The sequence below is a fragment of the Paenibacillus alba genome (assembly GCF_013204855.1).
Taxonomy (GTDB): Bacteria; Bacillota; Bacilli; order Paenibacillales; family NBRC-103111; genus Paenibacillus_E; species Paenibacillus_E alba.
In genome coordinates, this window is the sequence record NZ_JABMKZ010000007.1 from 201526 (window position 1) to 224949 (window position 23424).

Consider the following 23424-nt stretch of genomic DNA (forward strand, 5'->3'; position numbering starts at 1 on the left):
TTGATTCCCTCCATAGTGTTTTTATTGGAAAATATAGTAATTATTCTTTCACTATCTTGCACATATCGGAATAATCCGAAAGACTATGACGAATGCGGCCCCACTCTCCAACCCCTTGTTCGCACATATTGACCGATGCGAGAGCCGTCACGACAGGCTTTAATTATTCAACTTTTATTTCGCATTGAAATAAGACTCCCCTACTCGTCTGCTGAACGGACCGCTTCACTTGGTGAAAGGCGCAGGATTCGTTCTGATGGTTCTAAATTTAGCAGAAGTGTTAAGAGCATGAGAGTGCAAGCTATGGGTAAAACAAACTCCCAGGGATAATAAAAAGATAGAGCAGGGTCCGTTGGTTTTTTGGTAGACTCAAGTAATTTTACGATCATGTATCCTCCTGTTGAGCCGAACAAGCAACCATTAAGGAGACCAGTCCACCCTATCATTGTTCCTTCGAGAAGAAGCATTTGACGAACAAACCGTGTGCTTAGTCCTATACATCGCAGCATTGCAATTGTTTTGGATCGTTCCTTTACTGCACGAAACTGAAGAATCGCTAGGCCTGCCAATCCGATACCCATAGCCAAGATCATGAAACCGTTAAAAACCCACAACATCTGAATGGTGCTTATATCCTCTGAGGCTTCGGAGATTCCGGGAGCAGTAAAGCCGTTAATACCCAGAGTGACGACATGTTCTTCTATTTTACGTAGATAACTCGTTTCTTTGGAAAGCAGAGGGAGCATAATATAACCTTTTTCAGGAGTAGTTTCCCAACGATATCCTTGTGCCTTCAGCTTGTCATAAATATGGGGATGAACGAACATAACATTATAAAATTCCAAGCCGGTTGAAGTATCTGCAAAGCCAATAATCTGGATATCTATGGAATCCACAGTGCGGGGTTCCTTTCCAAACCCAGGTGTGTTCGGCCCGGCAGGTTTTTCATATACATCCAACTTCAAATGTTCACCCACGATTAATTTCCTCGAAATCTGCTTTCCCATTCCATATACGGAAGGCCACTCCTCAGGTGCATAACTATATTTTTTATCTAAAATGACATACTGCGGATTGCTCATCACTGCTTTCCAAGCCTCTTCATCTGAAGCAAAATTAGCGGAACGCTCAGAAAGCTTGGGAGTGCCGCCGCTAAGAAAAGCATCGCTCGGACTCGTCAAATTCAATTGACTTTTTGCAAGAATTGCTCCATTTGAGGCTGTTTGGATCATATAGGGTTCCATAATAGAGGAATTTTGCGTGATTCCCCCCAGTTCCTGGTCCTGATTAAGAATGGATAGAATCCGTTGTTTTTCGCTATCGGTTCCATATTTGATATAAGCAGGATATCCGAGAACCGTATACGGTTTTTGTTCTATATTTCGGTAATTATGCTGTGTGATGATGACAACAAGTGTTAGTAGCATGAAACAACAGCTAAATAACAGAGTCACGACAAATGTGCGGCGATAGTTTCCCGCAGGATAGCGAAAGGCAAGAATTTGTGCCGCTTCTCCTATTCCCAATCGTTGCAATAAGGGTTTTAACAGCTTTTGAATAAAAGGAAGAATCTGTACGACTATATATAATGATGAGAGGGAAGAAACAAACCACAAAACTAAAACAGATAATGATTGGATCAGGGAAGAATCACCCTCACCTATTATTATCGCAATACCCTTTCCCGTCACTAGTTGTACGATGTGTATCCCCAGGATAACTGCTGAACATAACGTTAAGCCGATTCGAATTTTCACATGCCTAAAAGCCATTCGCGGTTCGACCTTATTCGCATCCCCCCGTAAAGCAGATACAATTTTCAGATTGCCCAGCTTGTAACAAGCGATAACGGAAGTTAGCATCAATAGACAAAGAATAATTATGCCTGTTACTAAAATACTCCACAGAGAAATATAAGGTGTTATCGGAACGGTATGTGCACTGTAGGCGAATATAAGATCACGATTGAGCCACTCAAATAAAACGATGATGCCGCAACCGAGCGGAATTCCCAAAACAAGCCCTATACCTGTGCTGAGCAGATTGATTAATAAAGCCTCGATGAAAAAAATAGTTTCGGTTTGCCTACGTTGAAACCCAATAGCTCGCAGTACAGCTGTTGTTTCTTTACGAGCATCTGCAAGCATAAGAAGGATTTGTATCATCAGCAAGGCTCCCGCCATAACCGCTGTTAGGCTGCAAAGGACAAAGGTAAATCCATGTTTCTTTTTCATTTGTTGGACTTGATTAAAATCGGATTGTTTTTGCTCCCTTACCTCAAATAACGGCGATGGGCTTGGAAAATGAGAAGGCTCTGTGTTTTTCAATGAATTGTCGATCATACCAGTTAAAATAGAGGTGATCGCATGATCCGGAATTCCGGCAAGAAGCCTGGCAGTTGACAGCCCTATTAATAACGTACCTTCTGTAGAGGAACTCCCTCTATAACCCGAAATTCCTTTTTCCTTGACAATCTTCTTAACCTGAAAAAGGTGTTTCTCTCCTTTAACGTCTGTTAATGCTACCGTATCTCCTTCGATAAGTTCGAGTGGTGTTGCGATCGCATCAGATAGAACAATCTGATCAGGGGAAAGCGAAAGGTTCCACAGGGAATTATCTTTATCAAATATGGAGGCTTGCGAAAAATCCAGTCCAATGCCAAGATACCGCATTCCCGTTCGAACTGATTGAAGATTACCGTCCACCTTGCTGACACGGGTCTCAAATGTAACGGCTGATAATTGTTGCAGTTTATGTGGTTTTAAATATTGTTCAATGGCAGGCAATTCTTCGGCTGTAAAAAAGGGATTGTTGGTAGGAGGGCGCAACTCCCAATCAATGGGACCATAGTGTTTTTTCAGCCAGCGGTTGCCGCTCTCATCAAATGATTGAAAAAAAACGATAGACGCCATAATAAGGGCTGCTCCGATACAGCCCCCCGCTATCGTTAACAGCGTCTGTCGGCGTTGTGACATTAGGTTTCGCCAAGCCATTTTCCAAGAGACGGTGAGAGCGGATATACCCCTCATTCCCGCACCAACTTTGCCGAAGGAGATAAATCGGAGTTGTTATCTGCATCTATATTAATGATTCGCCCATTTTCCATGTGAATAATGCGGTCGGTTTGTTTGGAAATGCTCAGATCGTGTGTAACCATGACAATCGTTGTTCCCATCGTATCATTAATATGACGAAGCAATCCGACAATTTGCTGTGAAGTATGGCTGTCGAGAGACCCGGTAGGTTCATCTGCCCAAATCACGGTAGGCTTCGAGACAATCGCACGGGCAATCGCAATACGTTGGTTTTGTCCTCCCGATAATTGAGCGGGGCGAGAATTCAATTTATCTTCAAGGCTCACTTGCTTTAACGCTGCTCGCGCCTTATCATTTGCATTCTTTGTTGACAGACCTTGTCCGATGAGCGGAAGCGCCACATTTTCGAGAGCGGTTAACACTGGAATCAAATGAAACGATTGAAACACAAAGCCCATTTGGGTTAAGCGGAACGCAGAACGCGCTTTTTCTTTGGCGCCATAAAGGTCAAATCCATCGATATAGACTTTCCCTTCCGTAGGATTATCAATTCCGGAAAGGATATGGAGCAGTGTTGTTTTCCCGCATCCTGATGGACCTACAATGCTGACCATTTCACCTTGCTCAATGACCAGATTCACTTCTTTCAAGGCTCGAACCAAGGATTCGCCAGCTCCAAATGTCTTGGTTAATTGTTTGGCTTGAATCATCTTCCTACCTCTTCTCCTATTAGTACTACCAATGTAGCAAACAATTTTGCAGAGGTTATGGAGGAATTATGAAGATGTTGTGCAGATCAAGTTGCAGTTGCTTCGTAAAAAATAGGGAATTTAATCTGAAACGTGGTTCCTTCCTGCCATCTGCTGGTTACATCTATCGTTCCACGATGTATTTCCATTAACTGTTTCGCAATGGGAAGCCCTAGACCAAGTCCAGATGAAGAACCGACTGGTACTTCCCGTCGGTTTACTGTTCCCCTATAGAAACGTTCAAATAAATAGGGGATTTCTTCTTGCTCTATCCCTACTCCGTCGTCAGTTACCGTAACGATACAGATAGAGGACTCAAAAGACACCGTTATGCTGACCATAGAGCGAGCATATCTTAATGAATTTCCGATTATATTGATAAATACTTGTCTAAGTCGATTTTCGTCCGCATACACTCGAATAGCATCTTTACAATGCAAACTCACCGTAATCCCTGATTCCTCCGAATCCATTGCTAATAAAACGGTCAGTCCTTCGAGTACGCTTCGTAACGAAAACCAAGTTTTATTTAATATAAGATGGCCCGATTCCGCCAAGGCAAGTTGCTGTAAATCGCCAAGAAGCTTACTCATGCGATATATTTCGTCCTGAAGCAATGAAGCCTGGGGAAGTTCCAATGGGATTTGGTTGCATAAAGTATTATCAAGCTTAGCCCGCATCACTGCTAATGGAGTTCGCAGTTCATGTGCAATATCCGCTACCATCGATTTCCGAATGGTCTCAAGGAGATATAGACGCTGAGCAATCTTATTTATTTCTGTTTCCACTACTTGCTCCATGTCTGAATAGGAATCAAGGCTATTTTCACTCTGTGGCGGTTCAAGAAAGGCTAGTTGAGTTAATACTCGCTTAAGTGACTGTCTATGACCTATTTCTTTTTTTAATATTATGTTATACATGATGATAAATAGGATCAAACCAATGATAAAGGAGAAAAGGATCAAATAAGGAACTGTTGCTACATCTTTTCCAAAGGAGCCTTCATAGGTTCCGATTACTTGTCCATTTAGCAACAAAACATGACGTTGACTCCCATCGGCGTTTCGGGAAGCTGTCTCATACGACCCATGATCTGGCGTTTTATGGGGCCTTAAGGGTTGATTCGTGGACGACCATATCTGTAGGTCGCTATCCTGCAATAATTTGGACACTAGAAGCTTATCGATGACATTTTCCCAGTTTCCATAAAGCTCGTAATAGGAGCTGAGAAAAGTCTCCGTTTGGATCGTCTGCTGCAGTTTATAATTTTGATTAGCTTGTAATTGTATCCACGTGGTAAAAGATAATATAAGCAACGAGCAGGCAACAGCTGTGAAAAGTGCTGTTAGGAGAGCGCGCTTCCTAACTAGGGTTAACCACATGTTATAGAATGCCTCCTCCAAATTTATAACCGACTCCGTATACGGTTAATATATATTGCGGGTCAACGGGATCATCTTCCACTTTTCGTCTTAGATTACGGACGTGCGAATCAATCGTTCGTTCGAATCCGTAAAAAGAATCTCCTAAAGCATCATCTATTAGCTGTAATCGACTAAATACACGACCGGGTTGTTGAGCTAAAGTTACCAAGATATCAAATTCCGTAGGAGTAAGGGTGATAGGCTTGTCGTTCTTTCTTACTTCATGACGCAACATGTCAATCGTCAATGATTGGATTTGTATAACACGATCTTCTGCTACGTTGACGGATCTTGATCTTCGCAAAACAGCTTTAATTCTGGCAATCAATTCTCTCGTTCCAAAAGGTTTTACGATATAATCATCCGCCCCGATTTCAAGGGCGACCACCTTATGCCATTCATCGGATTTGGCAGTCAACATAATAACGGGAACTTTCCGTCTACGCTGCACTTCTTTGCATAATTCAGTCCCTGACATTCCCGGAAGCATCCAATCAACCAAAAGTAAATCAAACGTTTCTTTCTCAAGAATAGATAATGCCTCACTGGAGTTGGGAACATGGGTCACCTTGCATTCTTCTTGCTCCAAAAAGGGTATTACCTCTTCAACGATTCGGTACTCGTCTTCTACCCATAAAAGCTTCATTCATTAGATCTCTCCCTGTTGAAAGAATACTTCTGTAATATTTTCTCTACAACTGTTAATACAATAGTAATGACCGCTAATTAACATTAGCGGTCATTAGGTATTTCAGAACATATAATTGATGTCCGCTGTTCAAATTAAAGTAAGAATACCATGCCCGCTAATGTAATTCAAGATTCGGCGGCTTTGCAAATGCGAGATACAACCGGGATTTCGGAACTGGACGAATAGACGATTCAGGACTTCATTCGCTGTGACTGAGTACGGCTGTGAAAGCTCTGCTAGAGACCGTGTTCACTGCGGTTCTGCAGTTTTTAGCGGAAATAGGAATGTGGTATGAAGCATGATATACTAAATTGGTTGCATATTTAAGAGGGGGAAAACGAATATGAAATCTAATCCGGACTTTTCAATTAAACCGACTATTCAGGGCCATAAAATAGTACTTCGCCCGTTTCAATCCGAAGACATTCAACCTATGCTTAACATATTGTCTGATTACGAAGTTCGTAAACTAACCGGTTCCATTTGTACTGATCAAGAAGCCTACACTCCTGCATCTCCAGAAGAAATACGTAAAACAACGCAATGGTACCATACACTTAATAATCAATGTGACCGCCTTGACTTAGCAATCGTAGAAATAACTTCAAACAAAATTGTTGGAGAAGTCGTATTCAATGAATATGACGATAATGCCAACAAAGTTAATTTCCGTATTCTGATTGGACCAGATGGACGAAACAAAGGTTTGGGCAGTGAAGCTACTGCGCTTTTTATAAAGTATGGATTTGACATTCTTAAACTACACAAAATAACACTACAGGTTTTCAGCTTCAATCCACGTAGTGAACATGTTTACCTTAAAAATGGATTTGTCCAAGAAGGAATTTTAAGAGAAGATTTCAAGTATGAAAACGAGTATATTGATTCAAAAATGTATAGCATTCTCTCGTCAGAATACTATAATTAACTTTCATTCCCAACGCATTTTGCGCATCTTTTGCCGTGACTAGTTTGTTCTCCTTAATAAACTGACGAAGCTGCTGTTTAGACTATAGTCCCATGTGTGTTGGAGTTTACACAGTCTATTTTACGGACTCATAAAGAACAAAGAGTATCATTCTTCTAATATTAGTTTTGATAATAGTTTATCAAATTGATTTGAACTCATCATTTCGTGTGTAATGAATTTCCCATTATAAAACAGACCATAAGTTGTCCATATAATAGGTGAATTTTGTGCTTCATCTTTCGTTGTTAACCTATGAGCAGTAAAGATAATACCTCTATTTTCCGCCACTTTTCTTAGTTCTTCCAAAGTACCAACAGCAAAGGGACACTGAGATGTGTAATAAATGGATATACCTTCTTCAATCGAGAAAGTCCTCTCCTGTTTTTTAAATGATGGTACAATATCTCGTTCATTCCACCTTAATGCAACTAATTGAAAATAGGGTTCTGCTTGGTCTACTACCTCAAAACCTAAATGTTCAAAAAAGCATTTATCACTTAAATAAGGATACTTTTTCTTTCCTACGATATGTACAATCCCATCCATCCCACGAGCTATTGCATCTTCCTTGCAGTACTCTAATAATTGTTTTGCATATCCACTATTTTTATATCTTCCAGAAACCCATAAACAATTGATATACATATAATTAGGTGCTTGAATAGGAATCCATGCCATCTCAGCAGGTAAATATTCAATAAATACTTTTGCACGTTCGTTTAAACGATAAAAAACTAATCCTTCATCCATACGCTCCGTCAACCATTTCTTCTTCTCATTTACTGCTTTCTCATATTGTTTAGCACCTAAAGCACAACATATGTGTTCATTTTCAATATTGTTTTTTGTTAATTGTATGCATCCCATTTACATACACCCCTACCATAATTTTGCGATTATTATATCATAATCCTTTAAAAATCACCTGTTTTTATTTAACTGTCCGAGGTGGTTCAAAGAAAATTAAACTTTTAGAACCATAAAATCCTCATAATAATGCCCATTGTATTTTAATGCGTTATGTTCCACACCATAAACCTTGAATCCTAATTAGTTCAAGGATTAGTGATTTTCTTAAACCTTGCCCTCTCATTTCTGTTGCTATATACATCCCAAAGACATTACCCAAACTATTCACCAATTAAAATACTGGCTTCGGAAAATGAATGTGCCTTCTTCCTCTACTTCCTCATCTTCTAATTGGGTTTAACCTCTTGCCATCCATAGGCCTTCCGCAGAGTTTATCTCGTCTTCATCCTCCCTCACGGTTCGTGTTGGACATGTCGGATTGATGTCATTGAAACGGAAGGTGGTGTCTGCGCTCTACCCAAGATCAAAGAACCACTACATCTACTCAAGGAAACAGTCGCAGATGACCTCGAACAGCTTCGGATCTCGGAAGACCTAGACGCAAAAGTCGGTCACAAGAGTGCGGATTCCTCATTCTTCGGCTACAAAACGCATCTTGCTATGACCGAGGAGCGAATTATTACAGCATGAATGTAGGAGAAATCTCCGATTTTCTCGGATTCTATGAGCAGTCTTATTTCAACAAAGTTTTAAAAAATGTACGTGCACCCTGCCCTCGACCTATAGGAAAGAGAAGGTTCAGGTATGGAAATCTTAGGCTGTTCGATAGAACACCAATCCACGACAAAATAGAGGCTCTCCCTTATCGTTATGGGAAAGCCTCTTCAAGACTATATATTTGCGGCAAGTCTTTCCGCTATTCGGTGTAAGTTCGTTAAGCTAAGCTTCACGCAGTCCATTGGATTCCCTTGGCACACATCCTGCTCCACAACATACCATGCAACACCATTCTGCTCTCCCCATATCAAAATAGGATCGAAATTGATTACTCCCGTGCCAATTTCGGCGTACGTTCGCCTCTCATCGTTGCTCATATCCTTCACATGCATAGTCGGCATCCGATGGCTGTACGGACGAATAAATGCCGCCGGATCTTGCCCTGCATGTTTCACCCAATACACATCAACTTCGGCCAAAACAGCATTATCCGCAGAAGGCTCAAGTATATACTCCAACGCGTTCATTCCATTAACGTTTGTTTCAAACTCAAATGCATGGTTATGGAAGCTAAGTGTAAAACCATCTGGCTGTATGTCCTTCGCAATATCATTTAATTGGTTGCGAAATTGCTGGTAACCTTCTTCGTTTCGAAGCTCATGAGGGACGGAAGGACAGATCAAAGTTGTCGTATTCAATCGTCGTGCCTCCGAAAGCACACTCTCCAGTTCACTGCTTAAACGCAGAAACGAAACATGCATACCGGCCGTTTGTAAGCCTGTTTCTTGCAGCACTTCGGCAATCTCTTCAGCTGAATAACTGTGCAGTCCCGCCAGTTCAACCCCTGCCCAACCCATTTGCTTCAGTTCTCTTAGTACGCCTGGGAAATCTTGTTCGCATTCGTTACGCAGGGTATACAGCTGTACAGCAAATTTCTGTTTCATGTTATAGGCCGCCTTCGCTATGATTTAGTATGATCGATCGTGGTACGATCTGATCGGGTATGAGGGCAATCTCCCCGTGCCGTATTGTAATGTCCCGCTTCTCACCTGGGAGCAAATCGAAATATTCGTCACTCAACTGAATCGTCTCATCCAAACCGAAATACACCGAATGCGCAAAGGCTTTGTTTGAAACCGTGCAGCGAGTTAGCCCAGGTTCGATGACTTGGATGTTGGACACTTGTAATTGTGGATCAGGTAAATTGAGATTGCGAAACACTTCGCTGTGCAGGATAGCAGGCATTATCTCGCTGGATTCACTTAATGCTCTAATGAAGATACACGCCTCTCTCGAAGGATAGGAAGGTGAAGGCCATTGCAGGACAACCTCCCGCGAGAATGGAGAAAGTTCAACTTCTGCCTCATCTGCTTCCATTCCGCTTCCATCATAATAGACAAGTCCATATTCTAGGGTTTCACGGATAACCGTGCTAGTTTCATTGATTGCCGTAAGCTGAATCATCCCATCCTGCTCGCGGATCAGGAGCTTTACCGGTGCTAATGCCCGTTTCACAAAATAATACGATATCTTCCGCGTTGCATAATAATCAATGATTGACCAGCCCACTTCCCCCCAGCAGTCATTGTACATCCAAAATAAAGCGCCAGAACAAAACAATTTGGCACGAATCGCCTCAAGTGAATAAGCAAGCATGAAGCCCTGACATAATCCTGCGTACAACAAGTAATCGTCGATTTCCAAGTGTACGGTATCTACATAGTGCTTGTTAATGCCAGCAAGTACGGTATCTTTTTCGAAAATATTGTTATGAAGCTGCCAAAGCTTGCTCTCACGATCCAGCTTCTGACCATTATGGTAAATAGCTGTGGAAGCCTTCCGGCAGGGGCCGATGTAACCATATTCCGAGACGAATTTAGCGGTCACCTTGTCATATTCTTCAGGTGTAATTCGCCTCTCCATGTCGGGATGCATCATGCAATCATTCCAATGATGTGTATCACCAGCTTGGGTGCCATTCGGGTGCGCACCGCCGTATGGTGAGCTATTCCAATAAGGAATCGTCGGACTGTTCTGCTGCACAATGCGGGGCGCGATGTCATTGTAACAGGCCGCTCCCCCGTAGAAGTCGGCAGCTTCCGTCTCATTCCACCATTCCTCAAAGCCCCAATGATTCTCATTGTTGCCGCACCAAAGCGCGAGCGCGCAGTGATTGCGCAGACGCCGAGTCTGGTAGTCCATCTCTCGCTCTACTTCGTCCCGAAACCAAGCCAAGTGATCTGGATATTTCGCGCAGGTGAACATGAAGTCGTGCCAAATGAGAATCCCATACTCATCACATTTGTCATAGAAAATATCCCTCTCGTAGATACCTCCTCCCCACACACGCAGCATATTGAAGTTGGCTTCCTTCGCTTCACTCAGCAATGCCTTATATTTGGCATCCGTGACCCGCGCATAGATGGCATCAGCAGGTATCCAATTGCCACCTTTGCTGAAAACGGAAACACCGTTGATCTCAAAAGTGAATGAACGTTCTTCCTCACTCTCAGGGATTTTATCCATATTAAGGTGCAGTGTGCGTATCCCAAATGAAAAGGACGGATATTCCACTGCATGCTTGGAAGTCTGCAGCGATGCCCGAATCGTATACAGCGGCTGCTCCCCCATCCCATTGGGCCACCAAAGCTTGGCATCAAACACCTGCATCGAGATTGTGACGTAGTTCAGCCCAGAACGAAGACAACAATCTTTTTGAATGATTTGTACCTGGTCCCCCTGGAAAAGCAGTTCCAGTTTCAGCTCCGTTTCTAAGGTTTGAAAAGGATGCAGGTTCTCCAGTTCCAATTGAAACTGTAAGGATGCAGCTGTGTCCTCAGCATCCAATCTTGTCGTTGTGACGTGAATATCTCGAATATGGAAACTGTGGATACATGTGATACTAACCTCACCCATGATCCCACACGTCACTACCCTTGGTCCCCAATCCCAACCCCATACATATTGCGGTTTTCTCAGCATGCCACGGCGATGGTCGCCTCTATGCCCAATCTGCTCGTTCTTATACACCACTTTGGCCTCGCGAATGAGGGCAAGATCGTTCTCCGAATAGTGCTCCAAACCAGAAGTAACGCGCACAAAGAGTTGATTAACTCCTGGTTGCGCCTTTCCTTTTACATCACAAGCAAACGGATAAAAAGCACTGCGATGATGGCCCAGATGACAATCATTCAACCAGATATCTGCTTCTACATCCAAAGAGTCAAATTGAAGGAGCATTTGCTCTGAACACAACTGTTCCTCCGTCAGCACAAATGTTTTCTTAAACCACCAAGAGCGGTTCTCCGTCCATTCACTCGCAAAGCACTGATCAGCCACCAGCGGTTCCGCAATAATCCCTTGCTCGATAAGCGGCATATGCACATCACAGGGTAAATTGGTTCGCAGCCAATCCTGCTCTTTCTGTTTAACGTACCAGAGATCGGCAGCCTGACGATAGAGCGGCTCCGACGTTAGCTGCCAGTCTTCATTTATAAGTAGTTTCATCGTCCTGCACCTCTTACTTTAAGATTCCGATAAGTCCCAAATGAAAATTCGTCCCCGTGCAGTCCTCTCTATTGCCGTGAACAACCTCCAGCTCAACATGATGCAGCCCATCCTCCAGATCATCCGCAATCCAGTAGATGTGAAACCATCCTCCGTCATTGCACCAGCTAGGCCGATCCCGATGAGTCGTGATGGCAGGGCCTCCGTCGAGCCGATATGTGAATTCAGCGGACTTTTTGCCAAAATCGAAGGCTAACGCCAATCCCTTACCTGTAAATGAAAAGGAAAGCTTCGCGCCGATTGCTGCTGTGGTCAAAATCTGATCAACCCTAGGCATATGAGCCGCTGCTCGTCTTATTAGCCAAGGGCCTTCCAATTGGACCTCTTCGAAGGAGAGTGTACTCACATTCCCCCAATGATGCGCATTTAACGGTGATGTGAGCGATCTAGGGGTCACTTCACTATCCCGATCTGGAGCCGTTATCAATTCCTTTTCCAAATAGGCAATTACACACTGTCCATAACTCAGACTGCCTCTGTGGTTAGGATGCAGCCCATCCGGCAGCCATTCATCCCAGGTCATTCGGCCTTTCTTCACTTCCTGCCAGGCGTGCTGTCCCACCCAAACTGAGCTGATGCTGTAATGTTGTGCTAACTGTTCGAATTCAGCGATGCTGGCAGGGGCCTTACCCTGCGACATCTCCTCGTACATTTTCTGGCTGTAAGTATAAATAATTACAAGCTCACTGCGTCCATCTGCCAGCAGTTTACGGATCAATCCCTCTCTTGCCCGCATCCGCTGTTCGGATGGTGTCAGGTAGTCATTGACAGCAAATTCAATAAAAATTAGATCACATTGGCGGCTGATCAAATCTCGCTCTGCACGAAATACAGCCAAGTCGCTCCCAGTCGCACCAATCGCAGCATTCTCCACCGTAATGCGTGCATGGGGGAACGATTCGACAAACCAACGTGCGACTGGCTCTGGCCAATTCCACAACACGCTGCTATCTTCTGTAATAGATCCACCAATGAAACCCAATGTCAATTGACCTGTTTCCAGCTTATTTCTAACCTGCGATAAACCATTTCGAACCTGAATCGTCTCCATGTTACATTCATCTCCACTTGAATTTCGAGTATGTTGTGAACCAAATGCGCAGCAGCCCAAGTCCTTATTTAAAAGTAGCTATTATGCTCCTAAATGTATACTTTGAATTACGTCGATTCTTCTAAAAAGGGTTAAATAAAAGACCGAAACCACCTGATATGGGGTGGAATTCGGTCTTTTCATAGTTACTTCTGAATGGCATCCATTATCATTCGAAAGATGATAAGATCCTGCAAGTAATCCTCAGGTGTCGTTTTGGGCAGCGTTCCCTTCGAGACAACTTCATGGAAATATTCCAGCTCAACCACATAAGCGTCCTTATAGGTCGGTCGAACCGTTGATTGATCGAAGCTGTCTCCAATCGTCTCGCTGATCTGCAGCGTCGTAGGCAACTGTCTGATATACGGGGTATCGTACTGAACAAGGATAGACTTATTCTCGCCGTACACCTCGATATGAGCATCAAATCTGCCTTGTTGATCCATACCCGTTTCAAATGTCACGTTAAAACCTTCATATTCAAAGATCGCATTCTTGAATCTTCCCCCGAGCCAAGCGGATGCTGCCCTTACCCCAATCGGCATCCCAATCAACTCTCTCATCGCCGAAATGTCATGACTATTCAATCCGAGTAATAAGCCATAGGCGCCATACATGTCATCTGGCAATTCCCCAATCGCCTCTCTCATCAATCTGGCATTCCGCTCCTTGCGATCTTGTACAGCTTCAACGGGGATATCATTGAAACGATAGATAGGGCTGGATTGACGCGTGAAAAATGGATTCGGGCCAATGATATCCCGCACGCGGGCATAAATAATTGGTCCTAGCGTCTTTACCTCTTCAAGAGCCTGAAGGTATGCGGGAGCAAACCGTCTCATGTAACCTACCATGACCTGTGCACTTGAAGCGTCGCGAGCTTGAATGATCTCATGAACCTCCGCTGGTGTCACACACATTGGCTTCTCAACGAAAACATGAACATTCCTCTTCAAGGCCGCAACGGTACATTCGGTATGATATTCCATGTTATTCAGCACAAACACAGCATCAAGCTCAGATTGTTCAAGCATATCAGACATGTTCAGAAATAAATGCTCCACCCGATATTTCTCGCCGATCTTCGCTAACAGCTTGGGCGAAATATCACATAATGCTACGATCTCATAAAGTTCAGACAGAGACTCTAGAATCGGCAAATGAACCATTTGCGCAACTTCTCCTAATCCGATGATTCCTACTTTTATCTTGGTCACTTTGATAAGCTCCTTTTTTGATAGTTCCCTATGCAGTTACCCTACATCAATATTGAAAAACAACGACCGGATCAACACTAATATCCCACGTGCTTTCCTTTGTCGTACCGCCATACGTCATGCTGAACGAATAACTTCCGGGCAGCAATTCTTTGCTAACTTCTCCCGACGTTGCAGGTCCGAGGTTCTGCCAGCTCCCCCCGGAGTACAACTTTGCACTACCACCGCTGAGCAGATTACCTAAGCTGTCTTTCACTTGCAGGATAGCCTTCACCGTTTGAAAGCTGACGACTGAATTCGTGACTGCATTTTGGATCGTTTCTTTGCGTTTGCCTGCATACGTCAAACCGAACGTATACGAATCGGCAAGTAATTCCCGGCTAATTTCTCCACTAACCGTTGTGCCCATCGGCCTCCAACTGCCGCCTGAATAATAGTCGACAACAGCTCCATCAAGTGGATTGCCTTGGCTGTCCTTCAACTGCACATTCACCTTCACCGTGTTAAAAACAACGGTACTGCTGGCTGCTGTACTTCGAACAATCTCCTTGTATTTCCCTTCAAACGTCAACCCAAACGTATACGTTTCAGGGAACACTTCCATGCTGATTTTCCCTCCTGCCGTAGTACCCACTGCCCGCCAACTGCCAGAGGAGAAAAACTTCACGCTGCCGCCATCTAAAGGGTTCCCTTGGCTATCTTGCAGCTGTACTTGAACCAACTGCGTTTGAAATACAACACTTGCACTCATACCAATATTTTGCGTAAGTTCTTGCGCTTTCCCTTCATACGTCATTGAGAAGAGATAGCTCTTCTCCCCTAACGACTTAGAGACATAGCCGGAGGCATCGGTTACGCCAAACTCCTTCCAAGTACCGTCCAAATATTTCACAATACCGCCGCTTAATGGATTGCCGGTACTATCCTTCAGCTGGACTTTAACTGTTGTAGCAGCCAGATTGAAGCTTACGTTCTTCGCTGTCTCGCTATTTCCGGCAGCATCGATCGCTCGGTATAAGAGCGTATAGGCCCCTTGCTTATCGAAGGTAAGTGCAGCCGTATAAGGCAGCCATGTTGTTCCGTTATCGGTGCTGTAAACGATTCCCGCTACGCTAGACGCGTTATCTGCAGCGGTTAATGCAACCGTAACGGGGCTGACGTAAGCGCCGCTCGCTCCGTCAGGCGTTGACGGCTGGACGGCAGCCGTCGTGACGGGAGCCGTTCCGTCAATGCGCACGGTTACCGTTTGCGCCGCTTCCTGATTGCCGGCCACGTCCTTGCTATAGAAGTCCAGCGTATGTACGCCTTCCCCTGCAATCGACACGGTATTTCCGCTTGTATAGACCCCATGATCCAAGCTGTAGAACGTCCCTGCGACGCCGCTTTCCCCATCGGTGGCCGTCAGATGAACGACTTGAGCCGTCGTTACCCAACCGGAAGGAGCGTCACTGACCGTAATGGGAGGGATATTATCCACCGTTAACGGTCGGATCTCCACATCATCGACATAAAACGGGTTGCCGGTACCTATAATTTCCGTATATAAAAACATGGTCGTTTCGGTTACAACACCTGTTTCATTAATGATGAGACTCCCTTGAACTTGCTTCCATTCCGTAGCACTTAGGGGTGGACTGGTGAACATAATATACTGCGTAGGAATAGGTTTACCATCTACCTTATATTGCAAGCCGATTCTGATCGTCTCGGTCGTGGTAGAACCAGATGCTAGTTTCGCCCAGGCCGAATAGTAATAGGGTTTGCCCTTTACAAGTGGGACAGGAAATTTAACGCCTCCGTAGCGATCTGTCTTCGTCAACAGCAACGACTGCTGACCGGAATGATGTTCCGCCGAAGTCATCGTTGGCACGGCCTGATAAGCGTAGTTAGGAGCCGCTAATGTACTGCCTTCCATGCCCGGATCTACAATAAGGTTGCTGCCTTTCACCACGCTCGTCGGTGCTGTTACTGTAACTGTGGCCACGGTCTGGATGCCCGAATCGTCCGAGGTTGCTTTAATTTGAGTTGAGCCCGTGCCCACGCCTGTCACCGTCCCATCGGCATCGACGGCCGCCACAGTCGGAATCACGGATTCCCATTTGATGAGCTTATTGGTTGCATTGGCCGGTGTTACCGTCGGGACAAGCGTTTGCTTATCGCCCAGCGTCAAGCTAAGCGTGCTTGGCGTTAGCGACAGTCCCGTAACCGCAACCGTTGCATCTACGGTGACAAGCACGGATGCCGTTTTTCCGCCATCTACTGTCGTTGCCGTGACGGTCGCTGTACCCAAGCTTACGCCATATACCATTCCATTTACATCCACCGTTGCGACACTTGGATTGCTCGAACGCCATATCAGCTCTTTATTGCTGACATTTGCTGGTGTGAACGCAGGAACCAATGCCTTGGTTTTATCCCGACCTACCGCGAGTGACGTTGCATTCAAGCTTACGCTTAATGGATGAACCCAAACTGAACTTCCCGTATTTGTAATCGGTTTGACCGCAACGTCATCGACATAATATACACTGCCTGGATTATTGGCTTCTGTGTAGAGGTACATCAAGACATTGGTTACTTCCCCTGATTCCTGAATGGTGTAAGTGCCTTCGACCTGCGTCCAATCTCCCGCCTTCAAGCCAGGGCTTGTAAACATAATGAATTGCTTGGTGACCCCGTCCAGATTATATTGGAGCCCGAGCCTCAGAGGTTCGCTCGTTGACGCACCATTTGCCAACTTCGCCCATGCGGAGTACGTATACGACTTGCCTTTCTCCACACTTACTGGAAATTTAATGCCTCCGTAACGAGTCGTTTTGATGATTTTAACCGACTGATGACCGCTATGAAACTGACTCGGATCTTTGACATACGTCGCATCCGACATCGCGAATTGAGATGCTTTACTTCCCTCAAAACCCGGATCATCAATCAGATTATCCCCTTTGACAGCAACCGTCGGCGTAATTTCCAATTGAACGGAATCCAGGCTGAAGGCTCCAGATGCCGTCGTCGGCACCACTTGAAGCTGTTTAATGGTCCCCGTCCAGGTAGCTAGACTCGACGTATCAAAGACATATTCACGATAGACAGCATCGGTCGGGAGGATATAAGACGAGAGCATTTTCGCCTCATTCCAATTGCTGTCCGCGGTCGTCGTAAAATAAATCTTCGCCTCATCGCCGCTTGTCATGTTGTTCATTCGGACGCGAATCCGCCTAATATCCGAAGCTGCAACTTGCAAATCATCCGGTGAAAGAATCGCTGGCTGGATACTTCCCGAAGTCCCTTTTGAAGTTCCGCTGAAGACGCCATTCGCCACGACGGGGTTCGCGATCTGACTGTTGGCCGTCCAACCGCTGCTCGTCGTAAAATCCCAAGTGATCGCTGTCGGGTACACACGGACGATTTGCGAAGGCGCATCCCATTTGGCAATCGCGCCAAATGCTTGACGAAGATAGCTGAGCGGTGCCATCACCGTTCCATTGGCAAGCTTGACGGGCGCATGTTCTAACGTAATCGCTTGGCTTCCCTTATAGGCAACGCTATCGCCAACCTTCAGTCGATACACAACGTTATCCTTCACGGCCACCAAGGTATCATTCGATGGATCCCATTCCGGCTTCGCCCCGATTTGCAGATAGGTCTCTTTCATAGGAAGCATCACGATGCCGTCCTTCAGGAGAGCCGGTTGGCTGAACGGTTTGTAAACGCCGTCGACGTAAGTCCGAATACCGGGCTGCGGCGAGTAAATCGTTCGAATGTAATCGATACTGATTGGCCCGACGGAGGAAGTCGGATCGATGCGTAATTGCCGGATGGTCCCCGTCCAGTTCTTGTTTTGCCACGCCTCAATCACGTATTCCGTATATTCATTATCCTGCGGTTTCACATAGAAGCCGACGGCCTTGGCCTCATTCCAGGTCCCATCCGCCTCCGTCGTAAAGAAGAATCGGCCATCGATATCGTTCGTACCGTTCTTCATGCGAATGACGAGATATGGAATATCCTCCGCCTTAATCCCGAGGTGATCTGCGGATCGAATGCCGGGATCGGTATTGTTCGTTAAGCCAGAAAAAGTGCCGTCCTGCACAGTCACGCCCACAATCTGTTTCTCGACGGTCCAGCCCTCCGCATCGCCCGGGGTATTGAACTCCCACATGTTCCCGTAGACATTGGTCATCACGGGTTGGGGTTGGTTCAGATTAGGAACCACTCTCCCCGCGGGATACAGGGTATTAATCCGATCCTTCTGGGCCTGCGTCGGCACGCTGTCGATATGCGACGCGCTATCGCCAAATACATTGCGAATGGCATCCACGTAGCCAAAGCCGGCCAGCCCGGCAGGCATAATGAAGTGGCCTTCTCCGAACTCATTCCAGTTGTCCAGCATAACCAGCTTCTTACCTAGACTGCCTGCCGGCAGCGAAGGCATGAAGCTATCCTTCGTCCACTGCGCCAAGGATTGGAATTCCGACGGCGTCGCATAATAACCAAAGTTCAAACCCCAAGCCGTATCATCTCTGCCCATGCTCAAACCGGGGATAATATCGATGGCGTTTGCGTCTTTCTCTTGCGTCATCTTCAGCTTCTGAAACTCCGGATGACCGCCGAAGGAGCCCCAGGAATACGCATACACCCCATCAAAACCAGCAGCTTTGCGTTTAGCCAACTGCTGGGGGTCCGTCCCGTTATACACGTTCAGCAGGATAATACCCTTAAACCCCGCTTTTACCATTTCGCTTCGCAAGTTATCCAGCTCCGGCTTCACGTTCTCGCTGCCTTTAAAAGCATTTACTAACTCGTCATAATTGTAGATCGTGAAAACAGGTTTATTATCGATTTTCAAATAACGCGGATCTTTAAAATAATATTCAATCCAGTACGGAATCAGATTCGTTCGGAAATCTTCAGCATCCTTGACCTTGGAATTGAGGTTTTCAAACATAATCGCGAAATCGATTTGATTTCTATATTGGCTATTAAAATAGCCGTTATCCAAAGCATGCGATAAATACGAATCTTTAATCGGCACCCGATCGGTGTCTCCGCCAAGTGGCCTGAACCAGCAGGACATCTGGAAATTGATGCCGTGCTCGATCAGCCATTTCGTCTCCCAATCCGCCGTTTCCGGGCTGCCTTCGTCGTAGAACCCTAGAAGAGGCGTCCGATCCGGGTAAGGCTGAATCATATCCCAGCCCAGGTGATGGCCTTCCCGCCACATCGGGCAGCTTTGGACGCCTACAACCGGATCGTCCTCGCCCTTACTGACCGCTTGGGGAGCCGGCACATAATCGGCAGGGAGGGAAACTGTTTTATACAAAAGAATGTCATCCAGCCACATTTCGCCCCGATACGAAGAAGAGGTCGTGAACTTGAGGGTGTCGACGGAAACCGCGCCCGGAGCCAGTGGTACAACTTGATCGCTGCGCTTATCGTTGATATAGATATCCGCTGTAGCCGTCGCCCAGTTCACTTTGATCTGAATGTGCGTCCACAGATTCGCTAAATACTTGTATTTCAGCGAGACAGGTTGCCCGCTGCTGTTGACATAAGCCAAATCATCGCCAAACGTCGTTAGTTTGATGACGCTCGTCGTTCCGCTTTTTAGCTCAGCTTCCAATCCATCCGCTTTCTGCTTGTATAGAACCTTGAAGTCGTAGGTAAAATTATCCGCCATTGGCGATATCGCTTTGGACAGACTCATACTGCCGGTGCTACTAGCCGCGCTCAGCTTCATGCTGTTAATATCCGGCTGCGGCGAACCCAGCATGCTACCGACGGTGATGGCGCCGCCTGACGTAACCGCGGACCAATCCTGCGGGATGGCGCCGCCGGCCACGACGGAAATAAGTCTTTCGTTCACAGCGTACCCTCTATACATTTTCAAAGGACCAAAGAAGAAGTCCCCCAAGGAGGCAGCGCCTGTCTGCACTTGAAACTGGTTCAGGTTCGAGACTGCGTTCTTGAAAGTAGCCCCGTTCGCCTTTTTTACGCCATTGATGTACACATCTGTGGTATGCGTGCTCAGGTTGATGTCGATCTTAATCCCAACCTCTACGTTCGCCACATAGGTTTGCAAGGGAAGCACAGTGGTTGGGGACGTTTCCAGACTAAGCATATTGTTTTGTGTAATTAAGCTGACGCCTACGACATCATTGCTGAGCAACTGCCACTTCAAGCCGTCAATGACTGACATAGGCCTAATGCGAAATTCCATGGTCAGATTACCTGCACTTTGCGCAACAAATTTCTTACTCATTGAAACGGGCAGGTCTTTGCTCGTATCGCTGATTTTGAAATTCGTGTTATATAGGGAGACCAGCGCCCCTCCTGCAGCGCGAACATCCCAGCCGGACGGCTGGCTATTCCCTGGTGTCAAGGCTGATAAGAACGAGAAATCCTCATCAATTACATAACCTGCATCAGGTCTGGTGGCTTCCGCGCTAACATCCGCTGACTGAAAAACAAATATGAAAGCGCACACAATGAATGAGGTAAGGAGAATACCTAATCGCTTTTTAACCATCATTACACTCCCTTTTCCAATGAATTTGCTTTGTGGAAACAATGACGCTGCTCCAGTCAGCAGTGTTATTGTTTCATAAGATCATGTCGTTATTTAATTTCCTGCCTTCCAAGCATCATATTGCTTCTGAATCTCTGCCATTACTTTGTCTATGCCAGCGTCTACCAGTTTCTTTTTCGTATCCTCAACGTATTTCGCGTAGTCCGGCATGGATCCCGTCGTAAAGATCGGATTCGCCTCTTTATTGACAGCACCGATTTGCGCAATCTCCGTTTTGACCGGCTCGTTATTAAAGACAAATCCGAGCAGACCAGATGCCTTGCCGTTTTCATTCGTTTTTCTCATCGCTTCCAAAGCTTTCGTTGAATTCCAGTTGGAATCCCATTGATCCCAAAGCGGCCCGAGCCAGTTATGCCAAATCGCCCATGTTTGTTCCGCACCGCTTTTGGCTTCGATTGTTGGGTTAGGATCTTTAACCGTACCCGATTTAACCGTGTAATTTTTACCTTCAACGCCATAAGCAAGTGTATTCAATAAGTACTTATCACTCCAAATATAATCGAGCAGCATCATGGCTCTTTCTGAATTCTTCGAAGTTGCACTAATCGCTGTCGCAGCAGCAGTCATGGAAGCAGTTGAAATGGTCGGCTGTGAGCTGAATGTTTCAACGGTTGGGAATCCATAAGTGCTTGTCGATTTCGACCCATCCTCGGTATAACCGCCTGAATCACGAAGCACTGCATATTTCCCTGATTTCGCTTCAGCCAGATAATCCGTTTTGATTGCGGCATCCTTGGCAATATAGCCTTTCTTATAGAAATCATTCATGACTCTATAATTTTCATAGTTTTGCGGGATATCAAGGGTTTTGACGAATTTACCTTCCTTCTCGCTGAAAGATATGCCACCTACGACGGTTGTATAGTCGGGTAACCCTATGCCAGAAGTCGCTCCATTAGCCGTTGCAATGACTGGAATCATGTTCGGCTCATTTTCCTTAATCGTTTTCAAGAATGGCTCTAAGTCGCTGAGACTCTTGACACTTTTATAATCGAATTTATATTTCTCAACTAAATCTTTTTTAAATACATAAGAAGATGCCGGACTGTAAGGTGTCTGAGCAGGAATCGCCATGATCTTCCCTTTATAAGTAACAGCTTTCCAAGCACGCGGATCTACTTTCTTCAAAATATTTTGTCCATACTTCTGCAGTAGATCATCAAGTGGCATAAAGGCGCCTTTTTGCACATTCGCATTTAAATTATTGGATGAGTTTGAGGTAAATACGAGATCGTAGGGCTCACCAGCAGCTGACTTCAACTTAATCTTGTCTTCCCAACCTGCGTTATCAATCATGTTAAAGTGCAGGTTTGCATTTAGTTTTTCCTTAATTAGTTTGTTCGCTACCGCTTCGACCGCTTCTTGGTCCTTCAAATTGTCGATTGGCTTTGGCATGAACCAGCTAATATCGACGAAATCTTTCGTTGGATTCGTAGTCGCCGCCACCGTACTAGCAGCTGGGCTAGCTGTTTCTTTCGTTTTTTCAGTTGTGCTGCAGCCGCTAATCACAATCGTTGTTGCAAGCAAGACGGATGTTCCTGGTCCAAACCATTTTAAAGCTTTTGTCCTTTGACCTTTCACGTAGATTACCTCCCTTATATCGTCTTTGTATATAATTTACAGACGCAGCGTGGTTTTCCTGCATCTGAAACTATCAACCCTTTACCGAACCTACCGTTAACCCCTGTATGAAATACTTTTGAAACAGTGGGAAAACAAGCAGCATCGGTCCTGCAGCCAATATGCACATCGCCATGCGAGCACTTAAAGAAGGTACTTGCATACCTGGTTTCACAAGTCCATATTGAATGGCCTCACTCGAATTTAAATACTCCATATTTTTGAGAACACGAATAAGTAAATATTGCAGCTTCATTAAATTATCCTGATCCATATAAAGCAAGGTCAGCCACCAATCATTCCAGTATTGGAGTGCAAAGAACAGACCTAATGTCGCCAGTGCTGGTTTGGATATCTGCAGAACAATTTGAGCAAAAATTCTTAACTCGCCTGCGCCATCCATTTTCGCTGACTCGATAATCGCTTCCGGTATCGTTTGCAAGAAGCCTTTCATCAGCAGCACGAACCAGCCGCTAATCAGATATGGCAAAATGAGTGCCAAAATGTTGTTGCGGAGTCCCAACCATTTCACCATCAGGATATAAGAAGGAACCATCCCCCCATGAAAGAGCATCGTGAAGAAGATGAAAAAGGCAAGGAACGAACGGTAAGAATAATCTTTACGCGAAATGGCATAAGCGTAGGTTGTGGTTACCCACATCCCAATCAAAGAACCTATGACCGTCGTTCCGATCGTAACCAGATAAGAATTGAGCAGAACTTTAGGCTCGTGCAGGATCACCTTATAGGCATCGAAAGTAAAGTTTTTGGGAATCATGGAATATCCAAATTTAATAATGTCATTTTCCGTTTGAAAGGAGGTTCCGATAATGACAAGAAAAGGAAATATACATACCGCACATAACAAGATAAATAGGATATGGATTACTAATTTTCCCGCTGTAATGGTAGGCCGTATTCGTATTGATCTTTGAGGATGCATAG

General features: G+C 45.2%; 13 protein-coding genes and 1 pseudogene. 2 read left to right on the forward strand and 12 right to left on the reverse strand.

Annotated elements, in window-relative coordinates; all coding sequences use genetic code 11:
• Window positions 1–200 precede the first annotated feature (200 nt).
• The 4 genes from HQN90_RS12615 to HQN90_RS12630 form a co-directional block, all read right to left on the reverse strand.
• A complete protein-coding gene (locus tag HQN90_RS12615; RefSeq protein WP_173218683.1) occupies window positions 201–2912 on the reverse strand; it encodes an ABC transporter permease in 2712 nt (903 codons plus the stop codon).
• 113 nt (window positions 2913–3025) lie between these two features.
• Window positions 3026–3745, reverse strand: coding sequence for an ABC transporter ATP-binding protein (locus tag HQN90_RS12620; RefSeq protein ID WP_173218685.1), 720 nt, complete (start codon window positions 3743–3745; stop codon window positions 3026–3028).
• An 86-nt stretch (window positions 3746–3831) separates the two neighbouring features.
• A complete protein-coding gene (locus tag HQN90_RS12625) occupies window positions 3832–5166 on the reverse strand; it encodes a sensor histidine kinase (RefSeq protein WP_173218687.1) in 1335 nt (444 codons plus the stop codon).
• 1 nt (window position 5167) lies between these two features.
• Complete coding sequence (locus HQN90_RS12630) at window positions 5168–5854, reverse strand: response regulator transcription factor (RefSeq protein WP_173218688.1); 687 nt, start codon at window positions 5852–5854, stop codon at window positions 5168–5170.
• A gap of 388 nt (window positions 5855–6242) precedes the next feature.
• Between HQN90_RS12630 and HQN90_RS12635 the strand changes: the two genes are divergently transcribed.
• Window positions 6243–6827 (forward strand): GNAT family N-acetyltransferase, encoded by a 585-nt coding sequence (locus HQN90_RS12635; protein ID WP_173218689.1) that lies wholly within the window; start codon window positions 6243–6245, stop codon window positions 6825–6827.
• 147 nt (window positions 6828–6974) lie between these two features.
• Here the strand turns inward: HQN90_RS12635 and HQN90_RS12640 are convergent, their stop codons facing one another.
• Window positions 6975–7736 (reverse strand): GNAT family N-acetyltransferase, encoded by a 762-nt coding sequence (locus HQN90_RS12640; protein ID WP_173218690.1) that lies wholly within the window; start codon window positions 7734–7736, stop codon window positions 6975–6977.
• Window positions 7737–8165: 429 nt separating this feature from the next.
• Here HQN90_RS12640 and HQN90_RS12645 point away from each other — a divergent pair.
• A pseudogene (locus HQN90_RS12645) lies at window positions 8166–8366 on the forward strand (IS5/IS1182 family transposase); the annotation flags it as partial.
• Between the two features lie 203 nt (window positions 8367–8569).
• Here the strand turns inward: HQN90_RS12645 and HQN90_RS12650 are convergent.
• The 7 genes from HQN90_RS12650 to HQN90_RS12680 form a co-directional block, all read right to left on the reverse strand.
• The gene (locus tag HQN90_RS12650; RefSeq protein ID WP_173218691.1) at window positions 8570–9340 is read right to left on the reverse strand and encodes a sugar phosphate isomerase/epimerase family protein; all 771 of its coding nucleotides are present in this window, start codon (window positions 9338–9340) and stop codon (window positions 8570–8572) included.
• 1 nt (window position 9341) lies between these two features.
• Window positions 9342–11903 carry a glycoside hydrolase family 2 protein gene (locus HQN90_RS12655; protein ID WP_173218692.1) on the reverse strand — a complete coding sequence of 854 codons (2562 nt, stop codon included), beginning with the start codon at window positions 11901–11903 and terminating at the stop codon, window positions 9342–9344.
• A gap of 13 nt (window positions 11904–11916) precedes the next feature.
• Window positions 11917–13014 (reverse strand): SGNH/GDSL hydrolase family protein, encoded by a 1098-nt coding sequence (locus HQN90_RS12660; RefSeq protein ID WP_173218694.1) that lies wholly within the window; start codon window positions 13012–13014, stop codon window positions 11917–11919.
• Window positions 13015–13199: 185 nt separating this feature from the next.
• Complete coding sequence (locus tag HQN90_RS12665) at window positions 13200–14270, reverse strand: Gfo/Idh/MocA family protein (RefSeq protein ID WP_338042309.1); 1071 nt, start codon at window positions 14268–14270, stop codon at window positions 13200–13202.
• Between the two features lie 46 nt (window positions 14271–14316).
• Window positions 14317–20802 (reverse strand): OmpL47-type beta-barrel domain-containing protein, encoded by a 6486-nt coding sequence (locus HQN90_RS12670; RefSeq protein WP_173218696.1) that lies wholly within the window; start codon window positions 20800–20802, stop codon window positions 14317–14319.
• 90 nt (window positions 20803–20892) lie between these two features.
• Window positions 20893–22440: a DUF3502 domain-containing protein gene (locus tag HQN90_RS39580; protein WP_173218698.1), complete on the reverse strand. Its 1548-nt coding sequence runs from the start codon at window positions 22438–22440 to the stop codon at window positions 20893–20895.
• A 73-nt stretch (window positions 22441–22513) separates the two neighbouring features.
• Complete coding sequence (locus HQN90_RS12680) at window positions 22514–23422, reverse strand: carbohydrate ABC transporter permease (RefSeq protein WP_173218700.1); 909 nt, start codon at window positions 23420–23422, stop codon at window positions 22514–22516.
• Window positions 23423–23424: the final 2 nt, after the last annotated feature.

Coding starts and splice junctions, on each gene's coding strand:
- HQN90_RS12615 (WP_173218683.1), bottom strand. CDS start 2,912: ATGGCGTCTATCGTTTTTTTTCAATCATTTGATGAGAGCGGCAACCGC.
- HQN90_RS12620 (WP_173218685.1), bottom strand. CDS start 3,745: ATGATTCAAGCCAAACAATTAACCAAGACATTTGGAGCTGGCGAATCC.
- HQN90_RS12625 (WP_173218687.1), bottom strand. CDS start 5,166: ATGTGGTTAACCCTAGTTAGGAAGCGCGCTCTCCTAACAGCACTTTTC.
- HQN90_RS12630 (WP_173218688.1), bottom strand. CDS start 5,854: ATGAAGCTTTTATGGGTAGAAGACGAGTACCGAATCGTTGAAGAGGTA.
- HQN90_RS12635 (WP_173218689.1), top strand. CDS start 6,243: ATGAAATCTAATCCGGACTTTTCAATTAAACCGACTATTCAGGGCCAT.
- HQN90_RS12640 (WP_173218690.1), bottom strand. CDS start 7,736: ATGGGATGCATACAATTAACAAAAAACAATATTGAAAATGAACACATA.
- HQN90_RS12650 (WP_173218691.1), bottom strand. CDS start 9,340: ATGAAACAGAAATTTGCTGTACAGCTGTATACCCTGCGTAACGAATGC.
- HQN90_RS12655 (WP_173218692.1), bottom strand. CDS start 11,903: ATGAAACTACTTATAAATGAAGACTGGCAGCTAACGTCGGAGCCGCTC.
- HQN90_RS12660 (WP_173218694.1), bottom strand. CDS start 13,014: ATGGAGACGATTCAGGTTCGAAATGGTTTATCGCAGGTTAGAAATAAG.
- HQN90_RS12670 (WP_173218696.1), bottom strand. CDS start 20,802: ATGATGGTTAAAAAGCGATTAGGTATTCTCCTTACCTCATTCATTGTG.
- HQN90_RS12680 (WP_173218700.1), bottom strand. CDS start 23,422: ATGCATCCTCAAAGATCAATACGAATACGGCCTACCATTACAGCGGGA.